Genomic DNA, 22087 nt, shown 5'->3' with positions numbered 1-22087 from the left:
CTTATTTGCTGTATGAAAAAGAAAGGATGATGATTTAAAAAGATTACTTTATAAAAGAAAGTTTATATCAAAGTTTGCGTAAATCATGTCCGGGCAACAAATTATATTCTTTTCCATTCATCCTGACTTTACAAGGTGTAGAAGCTGCATATTTCCAAACGCCCTCTTTATACACCAACATCACATCTGTTACTGTCAATGAACTTATTTCAACATGTGGAGTTTTCAATAGTGTACCTCCTCCCAAAAAGAAAATACAATCATCGCCTTGTTTATTTCCCCACAATGCATAAGCTGCTTGTACAGTCATTTCTCCACTTTTACACAAATGGCCTGCATCATCCGAAGAAATAATCCGGTCCACACGTCCCTCTTTTTGTTGGATACAAATTCCGACATGACTTCCAGCCACACCACTTTCCACTTCTGGAAAAGTAACGGAGGAAATACATCCCGGCTCCTTTACCGAAGAAGGTTCATAAACAGCTACAAACGGACGATTCCAAGCTTCACCTTGTTGGCGGGCTACAAAAGTCAACGTAGGTTGCTCTTTGATAGCATAAGGCATATCCGGAATCCGGCTCAATCCTTCAGTCATCGGGCTCAAAGCCGAGAAGACTTTACGTTCAGGAGCACCTTTCATCCACATATTCATACTGATATTATCCTCATCCGGCATCTGTATAGTAAACGTTGTTTTAATATCTTTGGACGTCTCGGCACTTTTCTTATCAAACAAATACGAATAGGCATATATATGTGCCCCAGCAAAAGCCAGTTCCTCCGTTGGTTGAAGAGACAAGCTGCTCCCGTCAGCAGCAGTCAAATTCATGGTTTGTCCCATATTATGATAAAAATAATCATGCATTTTATCTCCTCCCTCCACTTTCCTGCTACGGAAAATATCGACATAATATCCGTTCTTTTCTCCTGTAGTCACAATACTCATCATACGGTTTTGATCAGCTTGTGATTCAGGTTCACGGAAAAAGACTTCACTATAACTCACAGGCTGATAATCTACTTTCATCCCTGCTTCGGGGTAGCAGTTCAATAATTTGAAAGCATGATTGCTTTTCATAACCGGATAAGAAGAGATTCCATCTACACAAACCGTATTGTGTGCAGGGAACTGACTATAATACTCCAAATAATCCAAACCGGAATAAAGGGTCAAGCCAATACCTCCATCCGGTGCCAGACGATATCCTTTTCCATAAAGTTCCATGCTGATGCCATTGGCATGCATGTGATTCCCTTCACTGGCATTTTGGGCAATCATCAAACTATGACGTTTGTCCATGCCATTGCGTTGCACCAACCAACTGGCATTGGGAGCATAAAAAGTAGGAGTTACATAATCATTGATATCACCGGCAGGTATCTTATCATCAATTACCAAAGGCTTGTCACTGAAAAAAGAAGTTACCGCCACCCTCACATTTTTCTTTTCAGTCGCCGGTTTGGAGGCATCGGGATCAAATAACTTCAACATAGCAGTAAATTGTCTTTCCTGATCTTTTTTACCATGTTTCTGGGCATTAGCTACCATACGGGCAAAGATAGCAGGATTCAATTTACCGGGATGTGTATCGCCAAAACCCATTGTCATACAATCCGGAAACAAATATTGCGGGTCGGCGGCCACCGCTTTTTTTATGACAGGAATCTCCTCGGTCAGGTCCATACCCAAATTACGGTCAAAGATAGTGACCATATCCGTATAATCCCCGACAACTACCTGACTATAACCCGGACATTCAGCCCAAATACCGGTTTCAGCATCATAACCATAATCAGCAAGCTGTTTCAGTGACCATTGACGGATGGAAGAACGATTCAACACATAATCAATATAATACTCGCCTCCCTTTTTATCCGGATAAGAAGCATCAGATTCCAAAATCATGCCGATGCTCATGATATAACGTGCCTGCATCAGATTCCAGTTATTATGCGGCACTCCATTATCAATGATATTATCCGCCCATTTCTTGAATGCTCCGGCATAGATGTCCATCTTATCAGCCTTATCGGTTTTCAAATAATCATATAAAAAATCATACAATGGAACCAAAGCATTCACAGCATCCTCGTGAATGACTTCAAAACTGCTCATACCCACCAAAGTCTGCTGATGTCCATGATTCAAATCCTTGGGAACATTCCGGTAATAAATCCCCGTCATATAAGTGTCAAATACCGAAGCTGCCAAATCAGCATATTTCTTCTCCCCGGTCATCCACCAAAGAAAAGCGGCATCACGGGCGATACCCAGTATCTCTACATTAATACTTTGGATGATATTTCCGGTTTTACTGATATTCACCCATTCGTACGGTCTGCCTTCCAACGTCCCATTTGCCAGATACATTCCCCGAGCATCTTCCTGATAAGGCTTCAAATCTTCCAGCTTGGGACGTACATAGTTAGCTGCATGACTGCGTGCACCGGTATACATCACCGTAGGAGCCGGCGCCTTCTCTCCTCCTGCATGATCATAATATTCTCCTTTAATATATACCTCCGTTGCATGAGTTTTCCAATACATTTGCAAACGGGAAGTAAGCCATTCAGGCCCTCGGTCAGCATACCGGTCAGTCCGTTGCTTTAACTTTTCAAACACTTCCTGTGCCCACGGTTCTTCCTTTATCAACTTCTGCGTTTCAACTTTGCCATTACTATCCGTCAGATAACGGGGATGACCTTGTGACAGTTTCACCGATAAGGAAGTTTCCTGTGCATATAATACACTTGTTACAAGCAAGCATATCCATAAAACGATCTTTCTCATAATTCTATTCATTCTCTTTCACAAAAATACGTATCATAAAGCTATTCCACTCAATCCAAATGAATTATTTTATCATCCGCCTCTTCCATTCAAATTTAAAGTTACCGAATATAAAATGTTTGCTTTACCGGCTCTGCAGTCTTTATCTTAGGATCAGAGTTTTTTCCGTATTGCCATGCTATTACAGTTACTTTTACCGGATAGGTGGTTTTAGGAGGAATAGCAGTTAATATCAATCGATTACCATCCACATAAGCCGGTCCCGATTCCACATAAAAATCGACCGGCAAGCCACAACTGGAAACAGCAGATAAAGAAACGTACTTAGTACCACGCTTTATGTCCGGTAACGTTGCAAACTTAATATGTTGCTGCTGTCCTTCCGTATTTTTAACCGGAATTGTCACCTGAGCTTGCTGAACAGCCGGTTTATATTCTTCGTCTCCCGGATGAGTTATAGAAAAAACAATATCCGATTTCTTGTCCGTCCATAAAGTTCCCCGATTCCATTGTATTCGAAATGTCACAGAATCAACTAAAACAGCTGGGCCGGTAATCATCTGCAGGACCGGAGTTTTTCCAGCATGACCAACAGATGCCCCAACAGGCAAATCAGTCCAATTGGAAAGTCGGGGACTTTCTCCTGGAACAGTATCCCAAAAAACAGGGGTCAATTGAAATGTGATACCATCTTCCTGTGGCATAAAAGCCGGGTGAACTTGTAAATGAGTATTCTGTTGGGATACTGTTTTTCCGTTTTGAGACACACTTACCAATTGTGGCTTCATATCGTAATATCGGGATTGATACGCCAAAGTAGCCTCTATCATCTCACGATCAAAAAACCAAAAAGCTTGTGCAGGATCACCTTTAAATTGATTTACCGGTGCCGGAATACAAGAAGGTTTTTCATTTTTTTTCCATCGCTCCATCAACCATCCTTCCTTTGTCGGATCCACATGTCCATAGTGCATTGCCTTTTTAATATAAAGAGCTATATATTGTGCTTTTTCCGGGGTATAGGCAAAATGGCCTTCAGCAGGACAGGCCAACATACTTAAAGGTAGCAATGGATGTTCCTTACGTTCTTTCAAACCCTCATTGCTCCATGTATGTGCTGATTCATATTCTCCCATGGTTTCCAGACAAGGGATTTTATTGATGTTACGCTCACCCCAAATATCTGGACATAACCACTTATCACGATGATATGGCCATTGACCACTGACAGAAATACATGCCAATGTACGTTCCGGTTTATAGGCTGCAAGATAATAAGGCCAACTAGCAGCTGCCGAATGTCCTATAGCTATTAAAGGAGCTGTAGACAACTCTTTATATCCAGATTCTTCAGCAAGATCTGCCAAAAGACCATCCAAAGTTTCCCATGCCCCATCCGTAAAATCAAATCCGTGATTGAAAGAAGGACATACCCATATTTGAGCAACATCAAGTTCAGCCATACGCTGCCGGAAAACCTCATCTTCAAGGATAGAAATTTCCTCCATATTGTGTTGGGCAACCAAGATTGCTTTTACTTGTTCACACTGACTGGGAATCCACAAGTAAGCCCTTGACTCAGGATTCTTGGGATGAGTGCTAAAATTACGAACGGGTACGGATCATTGCCAGATTCCTGTTTGTGCGACAAGCGTAAATGATAAGAACCAACCGAATATTCCAAATAAAAATACATGTTTCATAGTTATCTTCACTTTTATTACAAAGACGAATCACAATCAAGAAACACTCAACTTTAGTTATGAATATCTTCCGGAGAGATGAGTAAAATTCTATCTTTGTACGTATTAAGCATATATACAAAACCTAGATAACATGAATAAACACACTTTATTTACAGTAGCCTCTTTCCTGTTTTGTACACAAGTATCAGGAGATACGCCGGATGGAATTTATCACAAAGGATGGATAGATTTCAACAAGAATGGAAAAATGGATCTATATGAAAATCCTAAAGCCCCACTGGAAGAGAGGGTACAAGACTTGCTCTCACAAATGACATTGGAAGAAAAAAGTTGCCAGATGGCTACCCTCTATGGTTCAGGACGTGTACTGAAAGATGCCCTGCCCCAAGACAATTGGAAAACAGAGGTATGGAAAGACGGAATAGGGAACATAGATGAAGAACATAACGGACTGGGAACTTTCAAGTCCGAATATTCTTTTCCCTACACCAAACATGTGGATGCCAAGCATGCCATTCAACGCTGGTTTGTAGAAGAAACACGTTTAGGCATCCCCGTAGATTTCACCAATGAAGGTATTCGCGGATTATGTCATGACCGGGCAACTTATTTCCCCGCCCAATGCGGACAGGGCGCTACTTGGAATAAAGAGCTGATAGCCCGTATCGGTGAAGTGGAAGCCAAAGAAGCTGTAGCGCTGGGGTATACCAATATCTATTCTCCTATCCTTGATATCGCCCAAGATCCTCGCTGGGGAAGATGCGTGGAAACATACGGAGAAGATCCTTATTTAGTAGGAGAACTGGGAAAACAAATGATTACCAGTCTGCAAAAACATAACCTGGTGGCTACTCCAAAGCATTTTGCAGTTTATAGCATTCCGGTAGGTGGGCGTGACGGAAAGACGCGGACTGATCCACACGTAGCTCCACGAGAAATGCGTACCTTATATATAGAACCTTTCCGGATGGCATTTCAAGAAGCCGGAGCATTGGGAGTGATGAGTTCTTATAATGACTATGACGGAGAGCCCATTACGGGAAGTTATCATTTCCTGACTGAAATATTACGTCAGGAATGGGGATTTAAAGGATATGTCGTATCGGACAGTGAAGCTGTGGAATTTATCTCCAGTAAACATAAAGTGGCGAATACATACGAAGACGGAATAGCGCAGGCTGTCAATGCAGGACTGAATATCCGTACCCATTTCACTCCGCCTGCTGATTTTATCTTGCCTCTTCGTAAAGCTGTTGCCGACGGTAAAATCTCTCAGGAAACTCTTGACAAACGGGTAGCCGAGATACTTCGTGTCAAATTCTGGCTGGGATTATTTGACAATCCCTATCGGGGTAATGGTAAACAAGCGGAACAAATCGTCCATAGCAAGGAACATCAGGCTGTATCATTGGAAGCAGCCCGTCAGTCACTTGTATTATTAAAGATACTTTTTCCGACAAGAAGAATCGCACATTAATTTTATCATCAGGTGAGAACACTTCTTGCGCCTTCACACCAATAACCCAACATATTGCTAAAATTCCTAAAAATAGTCTTTTCATATTATCATCAATTTAAGAGCATAAATAAGAGTCAATATATTTTCGTAATACATTACGGGCAATATAAACCTGGTTTTCAACCGTACGAAGAGACAGACCTAAAAGATTACTTATTTCTGAATTCGAAAGTGATTTTCTACTTTTCATTACAAATATCTGTTTACATTTAGGTGGTAAAGTATCTATTCCATTTTCAACTATTATAAAAAATTCTTTAGTAAGCAACTCATTATATTCACCAATACTGACTTCTTCCCTTTTTTTATCACTATGTGCAGTTTCATAATGCTGCACAATCTGTTTATGACGCAACATATCAATACTACGATTATAGATAGCAATATAAATACATTTTAATGCAGCCATTTCAGACACAAAATAATTTGTTTGCTGAAACAATCCTGTAAATACATCCTGCACTACATCTTCCGCATAAAATTCATCAGATAGCACTTTTCCGGCATATCTAATAAAACTATTCCTATATTTTCCATAAATTCTCTCCAAGGAGATATCCCCTTTTTGATAAAGACTGGTATTAACAGATTGTGTATTCATAATATAGATGGATTAACAATGGTTTTATAAATTAGCCAAAACAGATTGTTTCTCTTTCAAACGTTTCAATCGTACCAATGCTTCCAAATAATAGTAATCTGCATAACTAATAGAAGCATCAACTTCCCATCCCTTGTTCATGTGCCCAACCGAATGCAATAAAAAAGCATCTTTTTTATTTCGAGCCTGGTATGCCGGAGAGGATAGTATCTGAAGCATTTCCACAGCCTTATTCCGATAGAAAAATGCAGAATCACTATCATTTATATAGGTAGAAAGTTCCAATAAAGCAGAGGCTGTTATGGCAGAAGCCGATGCATCTTTCGGTTCACCTGAGGATAATTCCGGAGCATTAAAATCCCAATAAGGAATCATGTCCTCAGGAAGACGGGACAAATAGACATCCGATACCTTCCGAGCAAAATCCAAAAAACGCACATCATGTGTTTCACGATATACCATGGTATATCCATAAATAGCCCATGCCTGTCCACGGGCCCACATAGAATCATCACTCAATCCTTGATGGGTAACTCCTTTTATAAAATGACCATCCAGCGTATCATACACCGCTACATGATAACATGAATAATCTTTACGGAATTGATGTTTCATAGTCGTTTCCGCATGTTTACAGGCAATGTCATACAAATACTGCCCCCCTCCATTCCGCGCAGCCCAAAACAAAAGTTCCAAATTCATCATATTATCAATAATAGTATTGTGCGGCCAGTTTTCCTTTTTCACCATTCCAGGCCAAGATAAAATAGTACCCACAACAGGATTATAAAGCATAGCCAAAGAATCTGCGGCATGCAGCAATCCTTCCTTATATTCCGGTTTTCCTGTCAAACGATAACCGTTGCCCAAACTACACATCATAATAAAACCGGAATCATGACTCTTTGCTTTCCTGTAAGCCAAGGGAGCAATCATATCGGTTACTTTTCCTGCTGCTTCCCTCCACATATTATCCTTAGTATCCTCATATAAATACCAAAGGATACCAGGCCAAAATCCACAAGTCCAAGAGCCTGCCTGTGTATAACGCCATTTAATACTATCTAAATCCATAGAATTAGGAATTTTATCTAACGAAGGAATAGAAACCAGCGTCCGCATAGCCTGAGACCGGCAATACGCAATTTCCGAATCAACAGGAAAATCATCAGTAGCAGTCGTTTTACACGAAAAACATCCTATGCTAACTAAAAAGATAAAAACAAGAGTAAAAAAAGTTCTGCTTTTCATAATCGTATCAGTTTCTTTAATGGATAAAAATATTTTTCTATCAGCAAAATTAGAAACTGAAATGTCTTTTCAACCATCTTGTAAAGTAGGATTAATCCCAACCTACTAGATGAAACAAAAAGACCATACAGCACTATGAATCAACAAATTACACAACAAGAAAGAGAGTTTCAAAAAAATATGAAACTCTCTTCTTCTATCCAATCACTAGAGTAACACCCCTATTCCAAACGCTACTTTATAAATATCCCATGTTCCTTTATATATTCGGCAGGTGACATTCCCTTAAACTTCTTAAACGAACGAAAAAAAGAAGTACGGGAACTGAAACCACATTGTTCCGACAAAGAAACCAAGGTATATCTGGAGGCAGACTTATCCTGTATTCTTTTTATGAATTCGTCTATCCTATATTTATTAACATAATCCGTGAAACCAATATTCATAAACATATTCAGCACTTGGGACAACTCTCCAGTATTACATTTCACCACTTTTGCCACATCCTGCAACTTTAAATCAGGATTCAAATATAACCGATCTTTTTCCATACACTCATTCAGTTTCCCAATAATGAGCATGGCCGTTTTCTCTTCCATCCTTGATTTTTGATATTTTTCTTTCCGGTTTTCTTCGGATGGTTCCGTCTTTTTATTTATATATTCCTTCATTGTGCGATACTTCCCCAATAACCCGGAGTAAAAATAAATAAGAATACAACAAACGACTACACTTAACACCACAATCCATCTTATAAAAGGCGTATTTCCGGCAACAACCACCCTTACCGCTTTTATTGCTGCAGGATTGGAAGCCGCCCTGACCCTAAACATATAATCGCCAACAGGAAGTTCTGTATAAGAAACCTGATTTCCTTTCATCAAAGTTTTCCATTCCTTATCATATTCTTCCAAACAATACTCGTATAAATCCGTATTCTCCACTGCATAATTCAAGGCTGAGAAAGTGAATGAAATATTATTATCATTTACAGACAGAAACACCTCATCTATAAATGGAGCAGAAACGGGCATTAATGTCTCTCCCGGGCACAAAGGTCTGCCTGCGACTGAAATGGAAGTAATCACGGGAGGCTGGACCTTTTTGTTCCTATCTCACTCCAGCTCTTTACTGCATCATAACAGACCAATCCTCGTTCATTTCCCCACCAAACCGTATTATCATCCGTTATCTGTACCGGAGAATTAAAAATATATCCGGGAATGCCATCGTATAACGAAAAAATCTTATGATAATTTTCCTCTTCCTTTATATATAGTAACCCCCTCTGAGTAGCAAACCATAATCCGCCATTCTTAGGATCTTCCACTATGCTCATCACAGAATTATTCGGTAAGAAATCATCGATCGTGATGTGTTCAAATGTCGTAAAAGACTCATCTACCTTAACCACCCCCTCCTTATCATCACAAAACCACAAATTCTTCTTTTTATCCTCATAAATGAACCGTACACTTTTAGTATATGGCAAAACATGTTCCGGAAAAACATCCGATTTAAATACTCCATCAACCCTATCATACATAAAAACGGCTCCTCCCGTGCCCAGCCACATCCTGCCCTTCGAATCTGCCTTCAATGAAAAAACAGAATTAACCGACAAAGAAGAATTACGACTGTTATAAACCTCATATTCCCCTGTCAAATGATCATATACATACACACCTTTGGAACTGCCGATCCATAATTTATTATTTACATCCCTTTCATATCCATTAAATGACCCTTGCATAAAACATTGATCTGATTGAAGAAAGGAAAGTTCACCCGTATTCCTGTGAAGCAAGTACAAGCCCCCTCCATAAGTTCCAATTAAAAAATCCCGATTGAAAGGTTTTACAGACAAAATTATATCCGAACGCAAAATGGAATTCCGGTGTGTATAATGCCTTATCCTTCGTTCCATTTCAGAAATATAATAAAGTCCGTCACGCGTGCCTATTACTTTTTTCCCATCTGCATCCACCCAAAAAGCACGTACATTCATATTATAAGAATTAAAAAGCTCTGGATAAGAATAAACAGAAAAGAAACTTCCATGAGCCGGAGTATAACTTAATCCGCCCATGTAAGTACCTACAAAAAGCATATCATCCTCTTTCAACAAAGAATAAACTGCATTAGAACAAATAGCATCCGCATTCGAAGTATGCTCTATAGCCGACAACTCTTTTCCTGTAGACGCACTGATTATTCTAATACCGCTTCCATTTGTTCCCACCCATATCTCATCATTAACAGCAATGATACTTTTTATATATCCATTTTCCACTTCAGGACAAATAGAAAAAGCCGTCTTACCGATATCAAAAACAAGCATACCATTGCCGGCTGTTCCTAAATATAGCTTTTCTTTTAAAAGAGTCAGACAAGAAAAATAATTAACAAACCTCTCATCACCCTGATATGTATAGACTTCCGATTGACCAGTTACAATATTATATTCTATCAAACCACCTTGTGAAGTCAGCCAAAAAGTATCTTTATGTCCTTCAACAATGCCAGTGAGAAAATTAGTAGAAGACAAAGCATTTGATCCGAAAAGCACCTTCCTGAAAGTATTCTCCTGATAGATAAAAAGTCCGTGAGTTGTTCCAACCAGTAATCGCCCTGTCTGGCTTACAAATACTGATCTAACTTCCAACGACTTTGTATCCAAAGTGACCAATTTCACTTGGTCTGTTTTCCTATCAAGTCTCCATAATCCTTTATCTGTACCCACCCACAAATAAACAGAATCTGTTTCGGCTATGGAAAAAATGGTACGTCCTGAAAACTGAAGAAAACTTTTCACATTGATACCGTCAAAACGATCTAATCCGGTCTGGGTGCCCAACCAAGTAAAGCCTCTTTTATCTTTATAAATAGTATTAATAATATTGTTAGACAGGCCGTCTGAAATAGTAATAGTACGAAAAGTTAAATTCGGAAGGTCAACGGCCGGTAAGGATACAGGTAGCCATAATAAAATTGCCACCCAAAGATATAATCTATATAGCCATAAATTCCCTTCCATATAGAATGCGTTTTTCATAATTCAGCAAAAGTTACAACTTTGATTGATATGAGTAGCAAATCTACATAAAATTATTCAAATGTGATTCTTTATGAGAAGAAAAATAAGTCCACATAAAATAAAAGAAAAACAAGACATCCATGAAACAAACTCATAAATACCTTGTTTTGTGTAGCGGGACCCGGGATTGAACCGGGGACCTCATGATTATGAATCATGCGCTCTAACCAGCTGAGCTATCCCGCCATCGTTTTTAAAAAGACCGCCAAGAGTGGAAGCCTCTCAACAGTCTAATATTGCTCATTGTAGCGGGACCCAGGATTGAACTGGGGACCTCATGATTATGAATCATGCGCTCTAACCAGCTGAGCTATCCCGCCATCGTTTCTCAATTGCGGGTGCAAAGATAGAAGGTTATTTTGAATATTGCAACATTTCAGAGAACTTTTTCTTGTAAAATTCGTTTTTAAAGAGAAAAACAGCTTAGTATGTGGCTAATAAATATTTCAAAAAACATAGCATTTATTATGGCAAATAAGAAAATTTGGCTTAATTTGCCACCGAAACTTTAAAAAGCTAACCTATGGGAAAAGAAAAAATTCGTTTGGAGTACATGTTGAAAGCCGGATCCGGTAATATTGTATGGTCTATTATTAGTACCCCATCCGGCCTGGAAACATGGTTTGCAGACAAGGTGACATTCAAAGACAAAGTATTCACCTTTTATTGGGGAAAAACAGAAACACGGCAAGCTGAAGTAACAAACTTCCGGGTTAACAGTTTTATACGCTTTCGATGGCTGGATGATGAAGATCCTAAAGCCTATTTTGAATTGAAAATGGTCTATAACGAACTGACCTCTGACTATATGCTGGAAGTGATTGATTGGGCAGAACCCGATGAAGTAGAAGATATGAAAGAACTTTGGGATTCCGAAATAGAAAAGCTAAAAAGGGTAAGCGGACTGTAATTCTATAAAAATATGCAAAACTTGTCTTTGCTCTCCGTTTTTTATGCTAATTTTGTGCCTTGATAGTTGCACAAAATGAAATAATGCTACGCATAAAAAAATTAGATATATTTATCCTAAAGAGCTTTTTGATGCTCTTTATAGGTACTTTTTTCATCTGTCTCTTCATCTTCATGATGCAATTTTTATGGAGATATGTAGACGAGTTGGTCGGAAAAGGATTGGAGATGAGTGTTTTAGCACAGTTTTTCTTTTATTCTGCTCTGACCTTAATACCTTTGTCCCTACCTTTGGCAATTTTATTAGCCGCCTTAATGACATTTGGTAACTTTGGTGAAAGATATGAATTGCTGTCTATGAAAGCAGCGGGTATTCCCTTATTGAGGATCATACGTCCACTGATTATTTTTTGTACTTTCCTGTGTTGTACCTCGTTTTATTTTCAAAATGTCATAGCCCCCAAAGCGCAGATCAAATTGCTTACTTTACTTGTATCCATGAAGCAAACTTCACCAGAACTGGATATTCCGGAAGGTGTATTTTACGACGAAATTGAGGGGTATAATATATATGTAAAACAGAAAGACCGTGAAACAGGAATGCTAAAAGATGTACTGATCTACAACTTTTCAGATGGGTTTGAAAACGCTCACATTATATGGGCTTCCGAAGGAAAAATGGAGATGACAGCAGACAAACAACATCTTTACCTACATCTGTATAACGGAGAACAGTTCGAAAATCTGAAATCGCAGACCATTTCATCCAATAATGTCCCCTATCGACGTGAAACCTTCAGAGAGAAACATACCATTATTGAATTTGACGGCGGATTCAACATGGTAGATGGGAGTTTTTTAAGTGACCGTTCGGACAGCAAGAATATGATTGAAATCAGCCAGTCCATCGACTCGCTGAGCCACCGCGCCGACAGTTTGGGAAGAAGCATGTACAATGAAATAAAAGCCTCGACTTATCGCAATATCATATTATCGAAAACAGACTCCGCAAAAATAGTTGAAACAAACAGCAAAATCAATGTAGACAGTCTATTCAATTCCTATACTTTAGCTGAAAAAGATAAGACACTGGGTAGTGCGGCGGATCGCACCGAGTCACTGGCCAGTGAATGGAACATGAAAAGTTATCAAACTACAGATGCGGACAACAATATCCGAAAACACGAAGCCGACTGGCACAAAAAAATCACCCTCTCTATAAGTTGTTTGATTTTCTTTTTCATCGGTGCGCCTTTGGGAGCCATCATCCGCAAAGGAGGTTTAGGAATGCCCGTAGTGGTATCCGTCTTGATTTTCGTAATCTATTATATCATTGATTCCGGGGCTACCCGAGTAGCAAAAAGCGGTGAAATGAATATGGTATTAGGTGTTTGGATGAGTACCATTGTATTGGCACCTATCGGAGCCTTCTTTACTTATAAGTCGAATAATGACTCAGTGGTATTCAATGCCGAAGTATATATCAATTTCTTCCGTATGCTGTTAGGTCTGCGCCCCTCGCGCCATGTATTCAAAAAAGAAGTTATTATAGAAGATCCGGACTATCCACGCATACAAACAGAACTGGAGAAACTATGCAACATCTGTAACGAGTATGCCATCAAGCATAGACTGGCCGACGCACCTAATTATATCCGCATCTTCACCAACAAAGGACATGATGACATCATAGCCGATATCAGCGCCAAAATGGAACTACTCATAGAAGAATTATCCAACAGCAAAGATGGAGTATTACTGGAATACTTAAATAGATATCCCATTTTGTCCACCAAAGCTCACAAAAGTCCGTTTGACAACCAATGGCTGAATTTACTCGCAGGAATCATTGTACCAATAGGCCTGTTCTTCTATTTCCGCATTTGGCGGTTCAGTATCCGGCTGGATAAAGATTTAAAAAACATAATCAAGACCAACCGTGAAATTCAAGAAAGAATAAACAATAAATCATTTATAATTTGACTATGGAAGAATTAAAACTAAATACCATCGAAGAAGCGATAGCTGACTTCCGTGAAGGTAAGTTTGTCATTGTAGTGGACGACGAAGACCGTGAAAATGAAGGCGATTTAATTGTTGCTGCGGAAAAAATTACTCCCGAACAAGTCAATTTCATGCTGAAACATGCGCGTGGCGTACTTTGTGTACCTATCACTATTTCTCGTTGCAAGGAATTGGAATTACCTCATCAAGTAGATACAAACACGTCAGTTCTAGGTACTCCTTTCACTGTAACTGTGGATAAGCTGGAAGGTTGCAGTACCGGAGTTTCTATCTACGACCGGGCCGCCACTATCCGTGCTCTTGCCGACCCCACCTCCACTCCCGAAACATTCGGACGTCCGGGGCATGTCAATCCATTATATGCACAAGACAAAGGCGTACTGAGACGTGCCGGTCATACAGAAGCCTGTATAGACATGGCACGGCTAGCAGGACTCTACCCTGCTGCCGCATTAATGGAAATCATGAGTGAGGATGGAACCATGGCTCGTCTGCCCGAACTAAGAAAAATGGCCGATGAATGGGGGCTGAAACTAATTTCAATCCGTGACTTGATCGCCTATCGTCTAAAGCAAGAGTCATTAGTAGAAAAAGGGGTGGAAGTGGACATGCCGACTGAATACGGCCATTTCCGTCTGATACCTTTCCGCCAGAAAAGTAATGGTTTAGAACATATCGCTATTATAAAAGGTGACATAAAAGAAGGAGAACCCGTTTTGGTACGCGTGCATTCTTCTTGCGCCACCGGTGATATTTTCGGATCCATGCGTTGTGACTGTGGAGAACAACTGCACAAAGCATTGCAAATGATCGAAAAAGAAGGAAAAGGCGCTGTTGTTTATTTAAACCAAGAAGGAAGAGGCATAGGACTAATGGAAAAAATGAAAGCCTACAAATTGCAAGAAAATGGTGTGGATACTGTAGAAGCTAATATCCTTTTAGGACATCAGGCAGATGAACGTGATTATGGAGTCGGAGCACAGATACTACGCAGTATAGGCGTCACCCAAATGCGTTTGCTGACAAATAACCCTGTCAAACGTGTAGGATTGGAATCATACGGTTTGTCCATAGTTGAAAACGTTCCTATTGAAATCACGCCTAACAAATATAACGAGCGTTATTTAAAAACCAAAAAAGACAGAATGGGACATACATTGCACTTTAACAAATAAAAAAGCTATAACTCAGACGAAATCACATCATTTTTCATGCGATTTCGTCTGTTTTACTTTCATAATTGAGATATTATCCTTTATTTTGCAGCAAGTAAACTTAAACACATTAAAAATAATAGCAATGAATCAATTATCAGATCGTTTGAATCGTTTGTCTCCTTCAGCAACATTGGCCATGTCCCAAAAAAGTAATGAGCTAAAAGCCCAAGGAGTTGATGTCATTAATTTAAGCGTGGGTGAACCGGACTTCAATACCCCGGACCACATCAAAGAAGCAGCAAAAAAAGCAGTAGATGATAACTTTTCCAGATATTCTCCAGTTCCAGGATATCCTGCACTTCGCAATGCAATCGTAGCCAAACTGAAGAATGAAAACGGATTAAACTATACAGCTGCACAAATCTCCTGTGCAAACGGTGCCAAACAATCTGTTTGTAATACGATTATGGCTCTAGTTAACAACGGTGACGAAGTAATAGTCCCGGCTCCCTATTGGGTAAGCTATCCTGAAATGGTAAAATTAGCTGACGGTACTCCTGTTATTATTACTGCCGGTATTGATCAGGATTTCAAGATTACCCCTGCACAACTAGAAGTAGCGATTACTCCCAAGACCAAAGCATTGATTCTTTGCTCACCGTCAAATCCCACCGGTTCTGTTTATACCAAGGAAGAGTTGGCTGGCTTGGCCGCTGTTTTGACAAAGCACCCGCAAGTATATGTTATAGCCGATGAGATTTACGAACATATCACATACAGTGGCAAACATGAAAGCATTGCCCAATTCCCCGAGATTCATGACAATGTAATTATTGTAAACGGAGTTTCAAAAGCATATGCTATGACAGGATGGAGAATCGGGTTCATTGCCGGTCCGGAATGGATTGTAAAAGCTGTAAATAAGCTACAAGGACAATATACCTCAGGTCCGTGCTCTGTTTCTCAGAAAGCTGCCGAAGCTGCCTATACAGGCACTCAAACTCCCGTAGAAGAAATGCGTCAGGCATTCCAGCGCCGCCGTGACCTTATTGTAAAATTAGCAAAAGAAATTCCAGGATTTGAAGTAAACAATCCTCAAGGAGCATTCTATTTATTTCCGAAATGTGATTCTTTTTTTGGCAAATCAGCAGGTGACCGCAATATCAATAACGCTGACGATTTGGCAATGTATCTACTTGAAGTAGGTCATGTGGCATGTGTAGGTGGTACTTCATTCGGTTCCCCCGAATGCATCCGTATGAGTTATGCAACTTCCGATGAGAATATTATAGAAGCTATGCGCCGCATCAAAGAAGCATTAGCCCTATTAAAATAAAATATTCTTTCTTTAAAAAGAACAGGCATCCGTTTTTTTCTGTGGTGCCTGTTTTTTTATTCATAAAGTAGACATACGAGCTTGTAATCAACACAAAGCTTTAAGAAAAACAAAAAAACGACCGTTTCCATCAACGGAAACGATCGTTATTAACTTTAAAGAACAAAATTGTATTGCTTAGCCAAGATGAATAGCTTCAGAAGGACAAGCATCAGCACAAGTTCCGCACTCTGTACACAGATCCGGATTGATAGAATACTTATCACCTTCAGAAATTGCTTCTACCGGGCATTCATCGATACAAGTACCGCAAGCGATACAATCGTCACTAATTACGTAAGCCATTTTCGTTAATTATTAAATTATTAGTACTAATTGATGGAGCAAATATACAGCTTTTCTCTATTAGTTGTCACATAGAGATTACAAAAATGCGCTAATTTGTATTTAATCTAAATACGGTTATTTCATCAAAGCCTGATACATAACCTGTTGCATACGAGGACGGATATTTAACCGCATCAACTGTTTATGGTCAAAAGGACGCGGATAAATCCGATTACTCAGAAAAACAAAAACCAAATGATTTTTCGGATCTGCCCAAGCGCAAGTTCCGGTAAAACCAGTATGTCCTACCACCTCTTCAGGCGCTTCTTCCGTACACGGACTTTTCACACTATTATTCACATCCGGTTTGTCGAATCCCAATCCTCTCCTACTGATCTTCGAAGTATGGGTTAGAAATAAATCACAAGTTTCCCTACTCAGATAACGCTTTCCATTATAAACTCCTCCATCAATCAATAACTGATACACTTTTGCCACATCACGAGCCGTAGAAAATAAACCGGCATTTCCTGACACCCCTCCCATGAAAGCAGCTGATTCATCGTGTACATAACCTTGCAACACTTTTCCTTTACGCAAATAATCCGCTTTCACTGTAGGAACAATTTCCTCCTTTTTAAACTGTCGAAGCGGCAAATAAGCCGTACGGTTCATCTCCATCGGTTTATAGAATTCTTTATCTAAAAAAAGATTCATAGGCATTTTACTGATATTCTCTACCATTTCCTTCAATAACATAAAGTTCAGGCAACTGTAACGATATCTCCTGTCTTTTAATGGAATACGTCCTATTTGTGCTATAATGGAATCACGAAAAGAACGATGAAGAAACATACTGTCAGCTACCTGTAAAGGATAATCGGCAGAGAAAGATTTTGCCATCAACTCTTTTCTATAATCGAACTTATCAGTGACATACAGCCGTACATCTATTTGCGTATGATGACTAGCGTCCGGTCTTGCTTTGTAAAAAGTCCCCTTATAACTGTCTTTATCTATAGCCTCCTTATAAAAAGGCCAAAAAGCGGGAATGCCCGACTGGTGTAAAAGCAACTCCTCTATAGTGACCCGCTCCTTATCCGTGCCTTTTAAAGCTGGAATGTATTGGGATATGCGATCGGTCAAACCAAATTTACCTTCATCGTAAAGTTTCATAACAGCCAACAGCGTCGCCGTGGTCTTGGTCAACGAAGCCAAGTCATACAAATCATCCTTTTCCACCTTTTGGTCACTTTCATAAGTGAAAGTACCGAAAGACTTATCATATACTGGTTTCCCATCTTTTAAAATTAGAATCTGACAACCAGGATAAGCTTTCGCTTTGATTCCTTCCATAGCTATCCCGTCTATCTTTTCCAGTATTTTGGAGTCCATACCATAATCCTCAGGTCTATAAATACGAGGCACTTTAGGAGTTATAGTCACTCCATCACCCGGTTTGAACAAATCGGCGACAGCCACGGACAAACGCCCGTCTGCCACCGCCTTTCCTACCAAGACATCAGCCACATACTCCTGAATAACAGATTCATCACTATGCCCCAATACTACAGCCGCCGCTTTCTTCCAGTAGCCCTCCATATCCAACATAGACTTTAATGGCATCAGAAACACATAAACAACAGGCAAATCAGCCGGAAGCGAATCAAGCATTGTTTTATACTTTTTGTAATCATCCGAAGTAACCACCACAATTACACGCTGACTACCCAACAATCGTTTTCTAATAGCTTCCATCGAATCCGGACGAGCAACAACGCGTGTGAGAGAGAGTGTATTTTGCAAACGATTATAAAAATCAAGCCCTGCACCGGGAGTTTTCCCAATATTCAGAACCACCGTACCCTTCAATTTTGAATCCAAAGGCAAGATTCCACTTACATTAGCAGGAACCGTTATAGCAGCTTTCTGCAAGCGGAGAATCAACTCCTTCGTTTCCGGGCGATTCAATCGTTTCTCCAGCCCGGAAAGTTGGACGTGAGGTTTATTCTTCAACCCTAAAACATATTTATAAGTCAATACTTTACGACATTTTTCCGTAATCAATTCTTCTGATAGTTTTCCACTTTTTACAGCATTTAAAACACCATCCAATTCTCTCTTCAAATTACGGGGAGCCAATAATAAATCATTGCCTGCTATCAAGGCTTGAGCGCATATATTCTCATTTTGCGAAATACCTTTCATCTCCAAAGCATCTGTAAAAACCAAACCTTGAAAGCCCAATTCCCGACAAAGTAAATTATAAATAATATGTGAAGAAATCGAAGCCGGATTTTTACCCAATTCAGGTACCTCCAAATGCCCTACCATCATACCTCCCAGTCCTGCTTTAACAGCCTCTTTAAACGGAAAAAGTTCAATGCTGTCCAAACGCGCACGATCAAAATTCAAAACCGGTAACGCCTTATGAGAATCCACTTCCGTATCTCCATGCCCCGGAAAATGTTTACAGACAGACAATACCCCTCCATCCTCCAAACCACGAGCATAAGCCACCACTTTTTGAGCCACATTCCGAGGATCACCACCAAAAGAACGGGTATTAATAACCGGATTCCGAGGATTAACATCCACATCAGCCACCGGAGCAAAATTGATCTGCACACCTATCTCCTTACATTGGCGAGCTACTTCCTTACCATATTCATAAAGCAGTTCATTATCCTGTATACATCCCAAAACTCTGTTTCTTGGAAAACGAGGAGTTCCTTTCAAACGCATAGCCAGCCCCCATTCACCATCAAAAGTAATGAACAAAGGTACTTCTGCCAGACTCTGCGCATAATTAGTTAATAAAACTTGATTAGACAACTGGCCACTCGAAAAAAGTAATCCTCCTACTTTATATTCTTTTATAGCTGCATATATATTGTTTTTATTTCGTTGTGTCTGAAGAGGAGCCACTGTGTGTATAAACAGTTGTCCTATCTTTTCCTTCAAACTCATTTCAGAAAGCTGTTCATCCACCCACGCCTTACAATCCTGAGTGTCCGCCTTCCCCTTTTGTAACAGCCCAGGCATCTGCTGTGCATACATCATCGCACATCCGACAACACATAAACTTATAAATAACAATATGTTTCTCCTCATCTAACTTACTCAATTATATCAGATTTCCCTATACAACAGCAACTATCAGTTCTTTTCCATCCTTACTTTCATTTCTCCTACATAAACAGCATTTTTTCCCATTTGTTGCAATGGAATCTCTTTGCCATCCAAATTCTTATAAAACAAAGTCTTATCAAAATAAGAATGCGAATGACCTCCCAAGACAATATCAATATTACGAGTATTAGGAATCAAAGTTTCATCAGAATAAGGTTTTCCTTGCCATCCTAAATGAGACAAACAAACCACCAAATCACATTTTTCCCGATTCTTCAATATATCTGCCACACGCTGGGCGGCCTCTATTGGATTTTCAAAAACCACTCCTTCACAGTTTTTTGCCTGTACTAATCCCTCCAACGCAGGACTCAGTCCGAACACGCCTACCTTTACCCCCTTACGTTCCAAAATAACATACGGTTTGACAAGACCCTCCAAAACAGTTCCCTGTACACCATAATTAGCACAAACAATAGGAAAATCCGCCATTTTAAAAAGACGTGCCATATTATCCAAACCAAAATCAAATTCATGATTTCCAATAGTCCCGGCATCATATCCCATTTCATTCATCAGCTTCACTTCAACCTCACCACCAAACATATTATAAAAAGGAGAACCTTGTGAAAAGTCACCACAATCGAACAATAACAAATCCTTGTTCTGTTTCCGCATTTCTTTGATTAAGGTAACACGACGTACAAAGCCCGCTTTTCCTGCAAACTCCGGATTCGGGTCAGTAATGGAAATAGGTTCCACACGGCTATGGGTATCATTAGTATGAAGTATCAAAAGTTCTTTGATATCCTGTGCTGCCAGCACACAACATACACACAGAGCAGTAAATAATACATATATTCGTTTCATGACGGTTCTGTTTATTCTTTAACGGTAATTCTTCCTTCTATCTTTGAGTCTATTTTCTTCCCTGCTTTAGTCTGCTCATTCACATAGTTCAGAAACAACTGACGCACTGTGGCCTTTTCAGGCAGCAATTTATCCGCATCGCCTACTTTAGCAAAAGCAGTCATATGGTCATTTCCCTCAGCCAAATAATCCAAGGTAGCCACTTTATACTCTTTGGAGTCTTCAATTTCTTTTCCGGCTACTGTAGCATCCAATAATTTTCCATCTCCAGAAATTTCAAGGCAAGCACCACTTAATCCCTCACCATGCACAGCTGCTATATTTTCAAAAAGTTCGCGCAGCAAAGAACCATTCATAGTAACAATGCACAATGTATTTTCAAAGGGAGTTATTTCATAAATATTACCGTAAGTTATATCCCCCTCGGGCAAAGCCGTACGTAGTCCGCCCATATTCGTCACCCCCACGTCGGCTATGCGGCCTATATATGCAGAAGCAGAACAACGTAAAATATCCGCTACCAAGTTGGATAACTCACTTTCAGGACGAAAGCGATCCATAAAACGAGCGCTTTGTCCTATGACTGGTGACATAATACTATCAACCGTTTTTTGATACGGAGTCAAAATAGCGATTGCAGTGGAATCCGGGTTAGCATCCAAAGCTGCTGTCACTTCTATCCTGTTTCCCTCAACTGATGCCAGTGAATACCCTGAGTGACAGCTTGAAAACATAAAAATCCCGGCTGCTATTCCTGCCGGAATCATACACATAATTCGGTTTGGTTTCATGTTTATTAGTTGTTTATTGCCCAAATGTAGTTAAAAAAGAAGTTGCAACCAACGATATCAGATGAAAAAATAGTTGAATTTAATTTGGCTGTATGACAAAAATCTAGTAATTTTGCACCGCTTTCGCGCAATCGCTGTCAAAGAAGAGTTACTTGATATGTTGCGTTGGTAACGATAAACAATTTAAAATCAAAAAAAATGGATTTAATTAAAATTGCTGAAGAAGCATTTGCTACTGGCAAACAGCATCCTTCATTCAAAGCTGGTGATACTATTACAGTGGCATACCGTATCGTTGAAGGTAGCAAGGAACGTGTACAGTTGTACCGTGGTGTTGTTATCAAAATCGCTGGACATGGTGACAAAAAACGTTTCACCGTTCGTAAAATGTCTGGTACTGTAGGTGTTGAACGTATTTTCCCTATCGAATCTCCGGCTATCGACAGTATCACTGTTAACAAAGTTGGTAAAGTTCGTCGTGCTAAATTGTACTATTTACGTGCTCTTACTGGCAAGAAAGCTAGAATTCAGGAAAAAAGAGTTAATCAGTAAGATTTATCATTCCTACATAA

General features: G+C 39.7%; 12 protein-coding genes, 2 tRNA genes and 3 pseudogenes. 6 read left to right on the top strand and 11 right to left on the bottom strand.

The window, feature by feature from the left end; genetic code table 11:
* Window positions 1–67 precede the first annotated feature (67 nt).
* Both AB5935_RS11740 and AB5935_RS11735 read right to left on the bottom strand, forming a co-directional pair.
* Entirely contained in the window at window positions 68–2806 is a 2739-nt protein-coding gene (locus tag AB5935_RS11740) for a heparinase II/III family protein (protein WP_038610843.1), read from the bottom strand.
* An 89-nt stretch (window positions 2807–2895) separates the two neighbouring features.
* Window positions 2896–4497, bottom strand: a pseudogene (locus AB5935_RS11735) (hypothetical protein).
* Between the two features lie 133 nt (window positions 4498–4630).
* On the opposite strand from AB5935_RS11735, the pseudogene AB5935_RS11730 reads away from it, so the two are divergent.
* A pseudogene (locus AB5935_RS11730) lies at window positions 4631–5944 on the top strand (glycoside hydrolase family 3 protein); the annotation flags it as partial.
* 130 nt (window positions 5945–6074) lie between these two features.
* Here AB5935_RS11730 and AB5935_RS11725 read toward each other — a convergent pair.
* From AB5935_RS11725 to AB5935_RS11705, 5 genes and pseudogenes are all read right to left on the bottom strand, one after another.
* Window positions 6075–6620 carry a sigma-70 family RNA polymerase sigma factor gene (locus AB5935_RS11725; protein WP_038610846.1) on the bottom strand — a complete coding sequence of 182 codons (546 nt, stop codon included), beginning with the start codon at window positions 6618–6620 and terminating at the stop codon, window positions 6075–6077.
* A gap of 24 nt (window positions 6621–6644) precedes the next feature.
* Complete coding sequence (locus AB5935_RS11720) at window positions 6645–7871, bottom strand: glycoside hydrolase family 88 protein (RefSeq protein WP_007831627.1); 1227 nt, start codon at window positions 7869–7871, stop codon at window positions 6645–6647.
* A 233-nt stretch (window positions 7872–8104) separates the two neighbouring features.
* Window positions 8105–10926: pseudogene (locus AB5935_RS11715) on the bottom strand (two-component regulator propeller domain-containing protein).
* Window positions 10927–11080: 154 nt separating this feature from the next.
* A tRNA-Met gene (locus AB5935_RS11710) sits at window positions 11081–11154 on the bottom strand.
* Between the two features lie 60 nt (window positions 11155–11214).
* Window positions 11215–11288, bottom strand: a tRNA-Met gene (locus AB5935_RS11705).
* 203 nt (window positions 11289–11491) lie between these two features.
* Here AB5935_RS11705 and AB5935_RS11700 point away from each other — a divergent pair.
* The 4 genes from AB5935_RS11700 (at window position 11492) to AB5935_RS11685 (ending at window position 16395) form a co-directional block, all read left to right on the top strand.
* Window positions 11492–11878, top strand: coding sequence for an START-like domain-containing protein (locus tag AB5935_RS11700; protein ID WP_007831622.1), 387 nt, complete (start codon window positions 11492–11494; stop codon window positions 11876–11878).
* A gap of 83 nt (window positions 11879–11961) precedes the next feature.
* Window positions 11962–13860 (top strand): LptF/LptG family permease, encoded by a 1899-nt coding sequence (locus AB5935_RS11695; protein WP_007831621.1) that lies wholly within the window; start codon window positions 11962–11964, stop codon window positions 13858–13860.
* 2 nt (window positions 13861–13862) lie between these two features.
* Window positions 13863–15077, top strand: a complete 1215-nt coding sequence (locus tag AB5935_RS11690) for a bifunctional 3,4-dihydroxy-2-butanone-4-phosphate synthase/GTP cyclohydrolase II (RefSeq protein ID WP_007831619.1) — start codon at window positions 13863–13865, stop codon at window positions 15075–15077.
* A 124-nt stretch (window positions 15078–15201) separates the two neighbouring features.
* Entirely contained in the window at window positions 15202–16395 is a 1194-nt protein-coding gene (locus tag AB5935_RS11685) for a pyridoxal phosphate-dependent aminotransferase (protein ID WP_038610849.1), read from the top strand.
* A 177-nt stretch (window positions 16396–16572) separates the two neighbouring features.
* Here the strand turns inward: AB5935_RS11685 and AB5935_RS11680 are convergent, their stop codons facing one another.
* From AB5935_RS11680 to AB5935_RS11665, 4 genes are all read right to left on the bottom strand, one after another.
* Window positions 16573–16740, bottom strand: a complete 168-nt coding sequence (locus AB5935_RS11680; protein WP_005841910.1) for a 4Fe-4S binding protein — start codon at window positions 16738–16740, stop codon at window positions 16573–16575.
* 117 nt (window positions 16741–16857) lie between these two features.
* Entirely contained in the window at window positions 16858–19836 is a 2979-nt protein-coding gene (locus AB5935_RS11675; RefSeq protein ID WP_007839511.1) for a glycoside hydrolase family 3 N-terminal domain-containing protein, read from the bottom strand.
* A gap of 45 nt (window positions 19837–19881) precedes the next feature.
* Window positions 19882–20724 (bottom strand): bifunctional metallophosphatase/5'-nucleotidase, encoded by an 843-nt coding sequence (locus AB5935_RS11670; protein WP_007839508.1) that lies wholly within the window; start codon window positions 20722–20724, stop codon window positions 19882–19884.
* A gap of 11 nt (window positions 20725–20735) precedes the next feature.
* On the bottom strand, window positions 20736–21515 hold the full coding sequence (locus AB5935_RS11665; protein WP_007839506.1) for a 5'-nucleotidase C-terminal domain-containing protein: 780 nt from the start codon (window positions 21513–21515) through the stop codon (window positions 20736–20738).
* 198 nt (window positions 21516–21713) lie between these two features.
* Between AB5935_RS11665 and rplS the strand changes: the two genes are divergently transcribed.
* The gene (gene rplS / locus AB5935_RS11660) at window positions 21714–22067 is read left to right on the top strand and encodes a 50S ribosomal protein L19 (RefSeq protein ID WP_005841919.1); all 354 of its coding nucleotides are present in this window, start codon (window positions 21714–21716) and stop codon (window positions 22065–22067) included.
* Window positions 22068–22087 lie beyond the last annotated feature (20 nt).

The organism is Phocaeicola sp. RTP21198st1_B8_RTP21198_201120 (genome assembly GCF_040929485.1).
Classification (GTDB): Bacteria; Bacteroidota; Bacteroidia; order Bacteroidales; family Bacteroidaceae; genus Phocaeicola; species Phocaeicola dorei.
The sequence above is the reverse complement of the archived record's forward strand: the minus strand, read 5'-3'. Positions and strand labels throughout refer to the sequence as shown.

Coding starts and splice junctions, on each gene's coding strand:
- AB5935_RS11680 (WP_005841910.1), bottom strand. CDS start 16,740: ATGGCTTACGTAATTAGTGACGATTGTATCGCTTGCGGTACTTGTATC.
- AB5935_RS11700 (WP_007831622.1), top strand. CDS start 11,492: ATGGGAAAAGAAAAAATTCGTTTGGAGTACATGTTGAAAGCCGGATCC.
- rplS (WP_005841919.1), top strand. CDS start 21,714: ATGGATTTAATTAAAATTGCTGAAGAAGCATTTGCTACTGGCAAACAG.
- AB5935_RS11690 (WP_007831619.1), top strand. CDS start 13,863: ATGGAAGAATTAAAACTAAATACCATCGAAGAAGCGATAGCTGACTTC.
- AB5935_RS11685 (WP_038610849.1), top strand. CDS start 15,202: ATGAATCAATTATCAGATCGTTTGAATCGTTTGTCTCCTTCAGCAACA.
- AB5935_RS11725 (WP_038610846.1), bottom strand. CDS start 6,620: ATGAATACACAATCTGTTAATACCAGTCTTTATCAAAAAGGGGATATC.
- AB5935_RS11670 (WP_007839508.1), bottom strand. CDS start 20,724: ATGAAACGAATATATGTATTATTTACTGCTCTGTGTGTATGTTGTGTG.
- AB5935_RS11720 (WP_007831627.1), bottom strand. CDS start 7,871: ATGAAAAGCAGAACTTTTTTTACTCTTGTTTTTATCTTTTTAGTTAGC.
- AB5935_RS11695 (WP_007831621.1), top strand. CDS start 11,962: ATGCTACGCATAAAAAAATTAGATATATTTATCCTAAAGAGCTTTTTG.
- AB5935_RS11740 (WP_038610843.1), bottom strand. CDS start 2,806: ATGAATAGAATTATGAGAAAGATCGTTTTATGGATATGCTTGCTTGTA.
- AB5935_RS11665 (WP_007839506.1), bottom strand. CDS start 21,515: ATGAAACCAAACCGAATTATGTGTATGATTCCGGCAGGAATAGCAGCC.
- AB5935_RS11675 (WP_007839511.1), bottom strand. CDS start 19,836: ATGAGGAGAAACATATTGTTATTTATAAGTTTATGTGTTGTCGGATGT.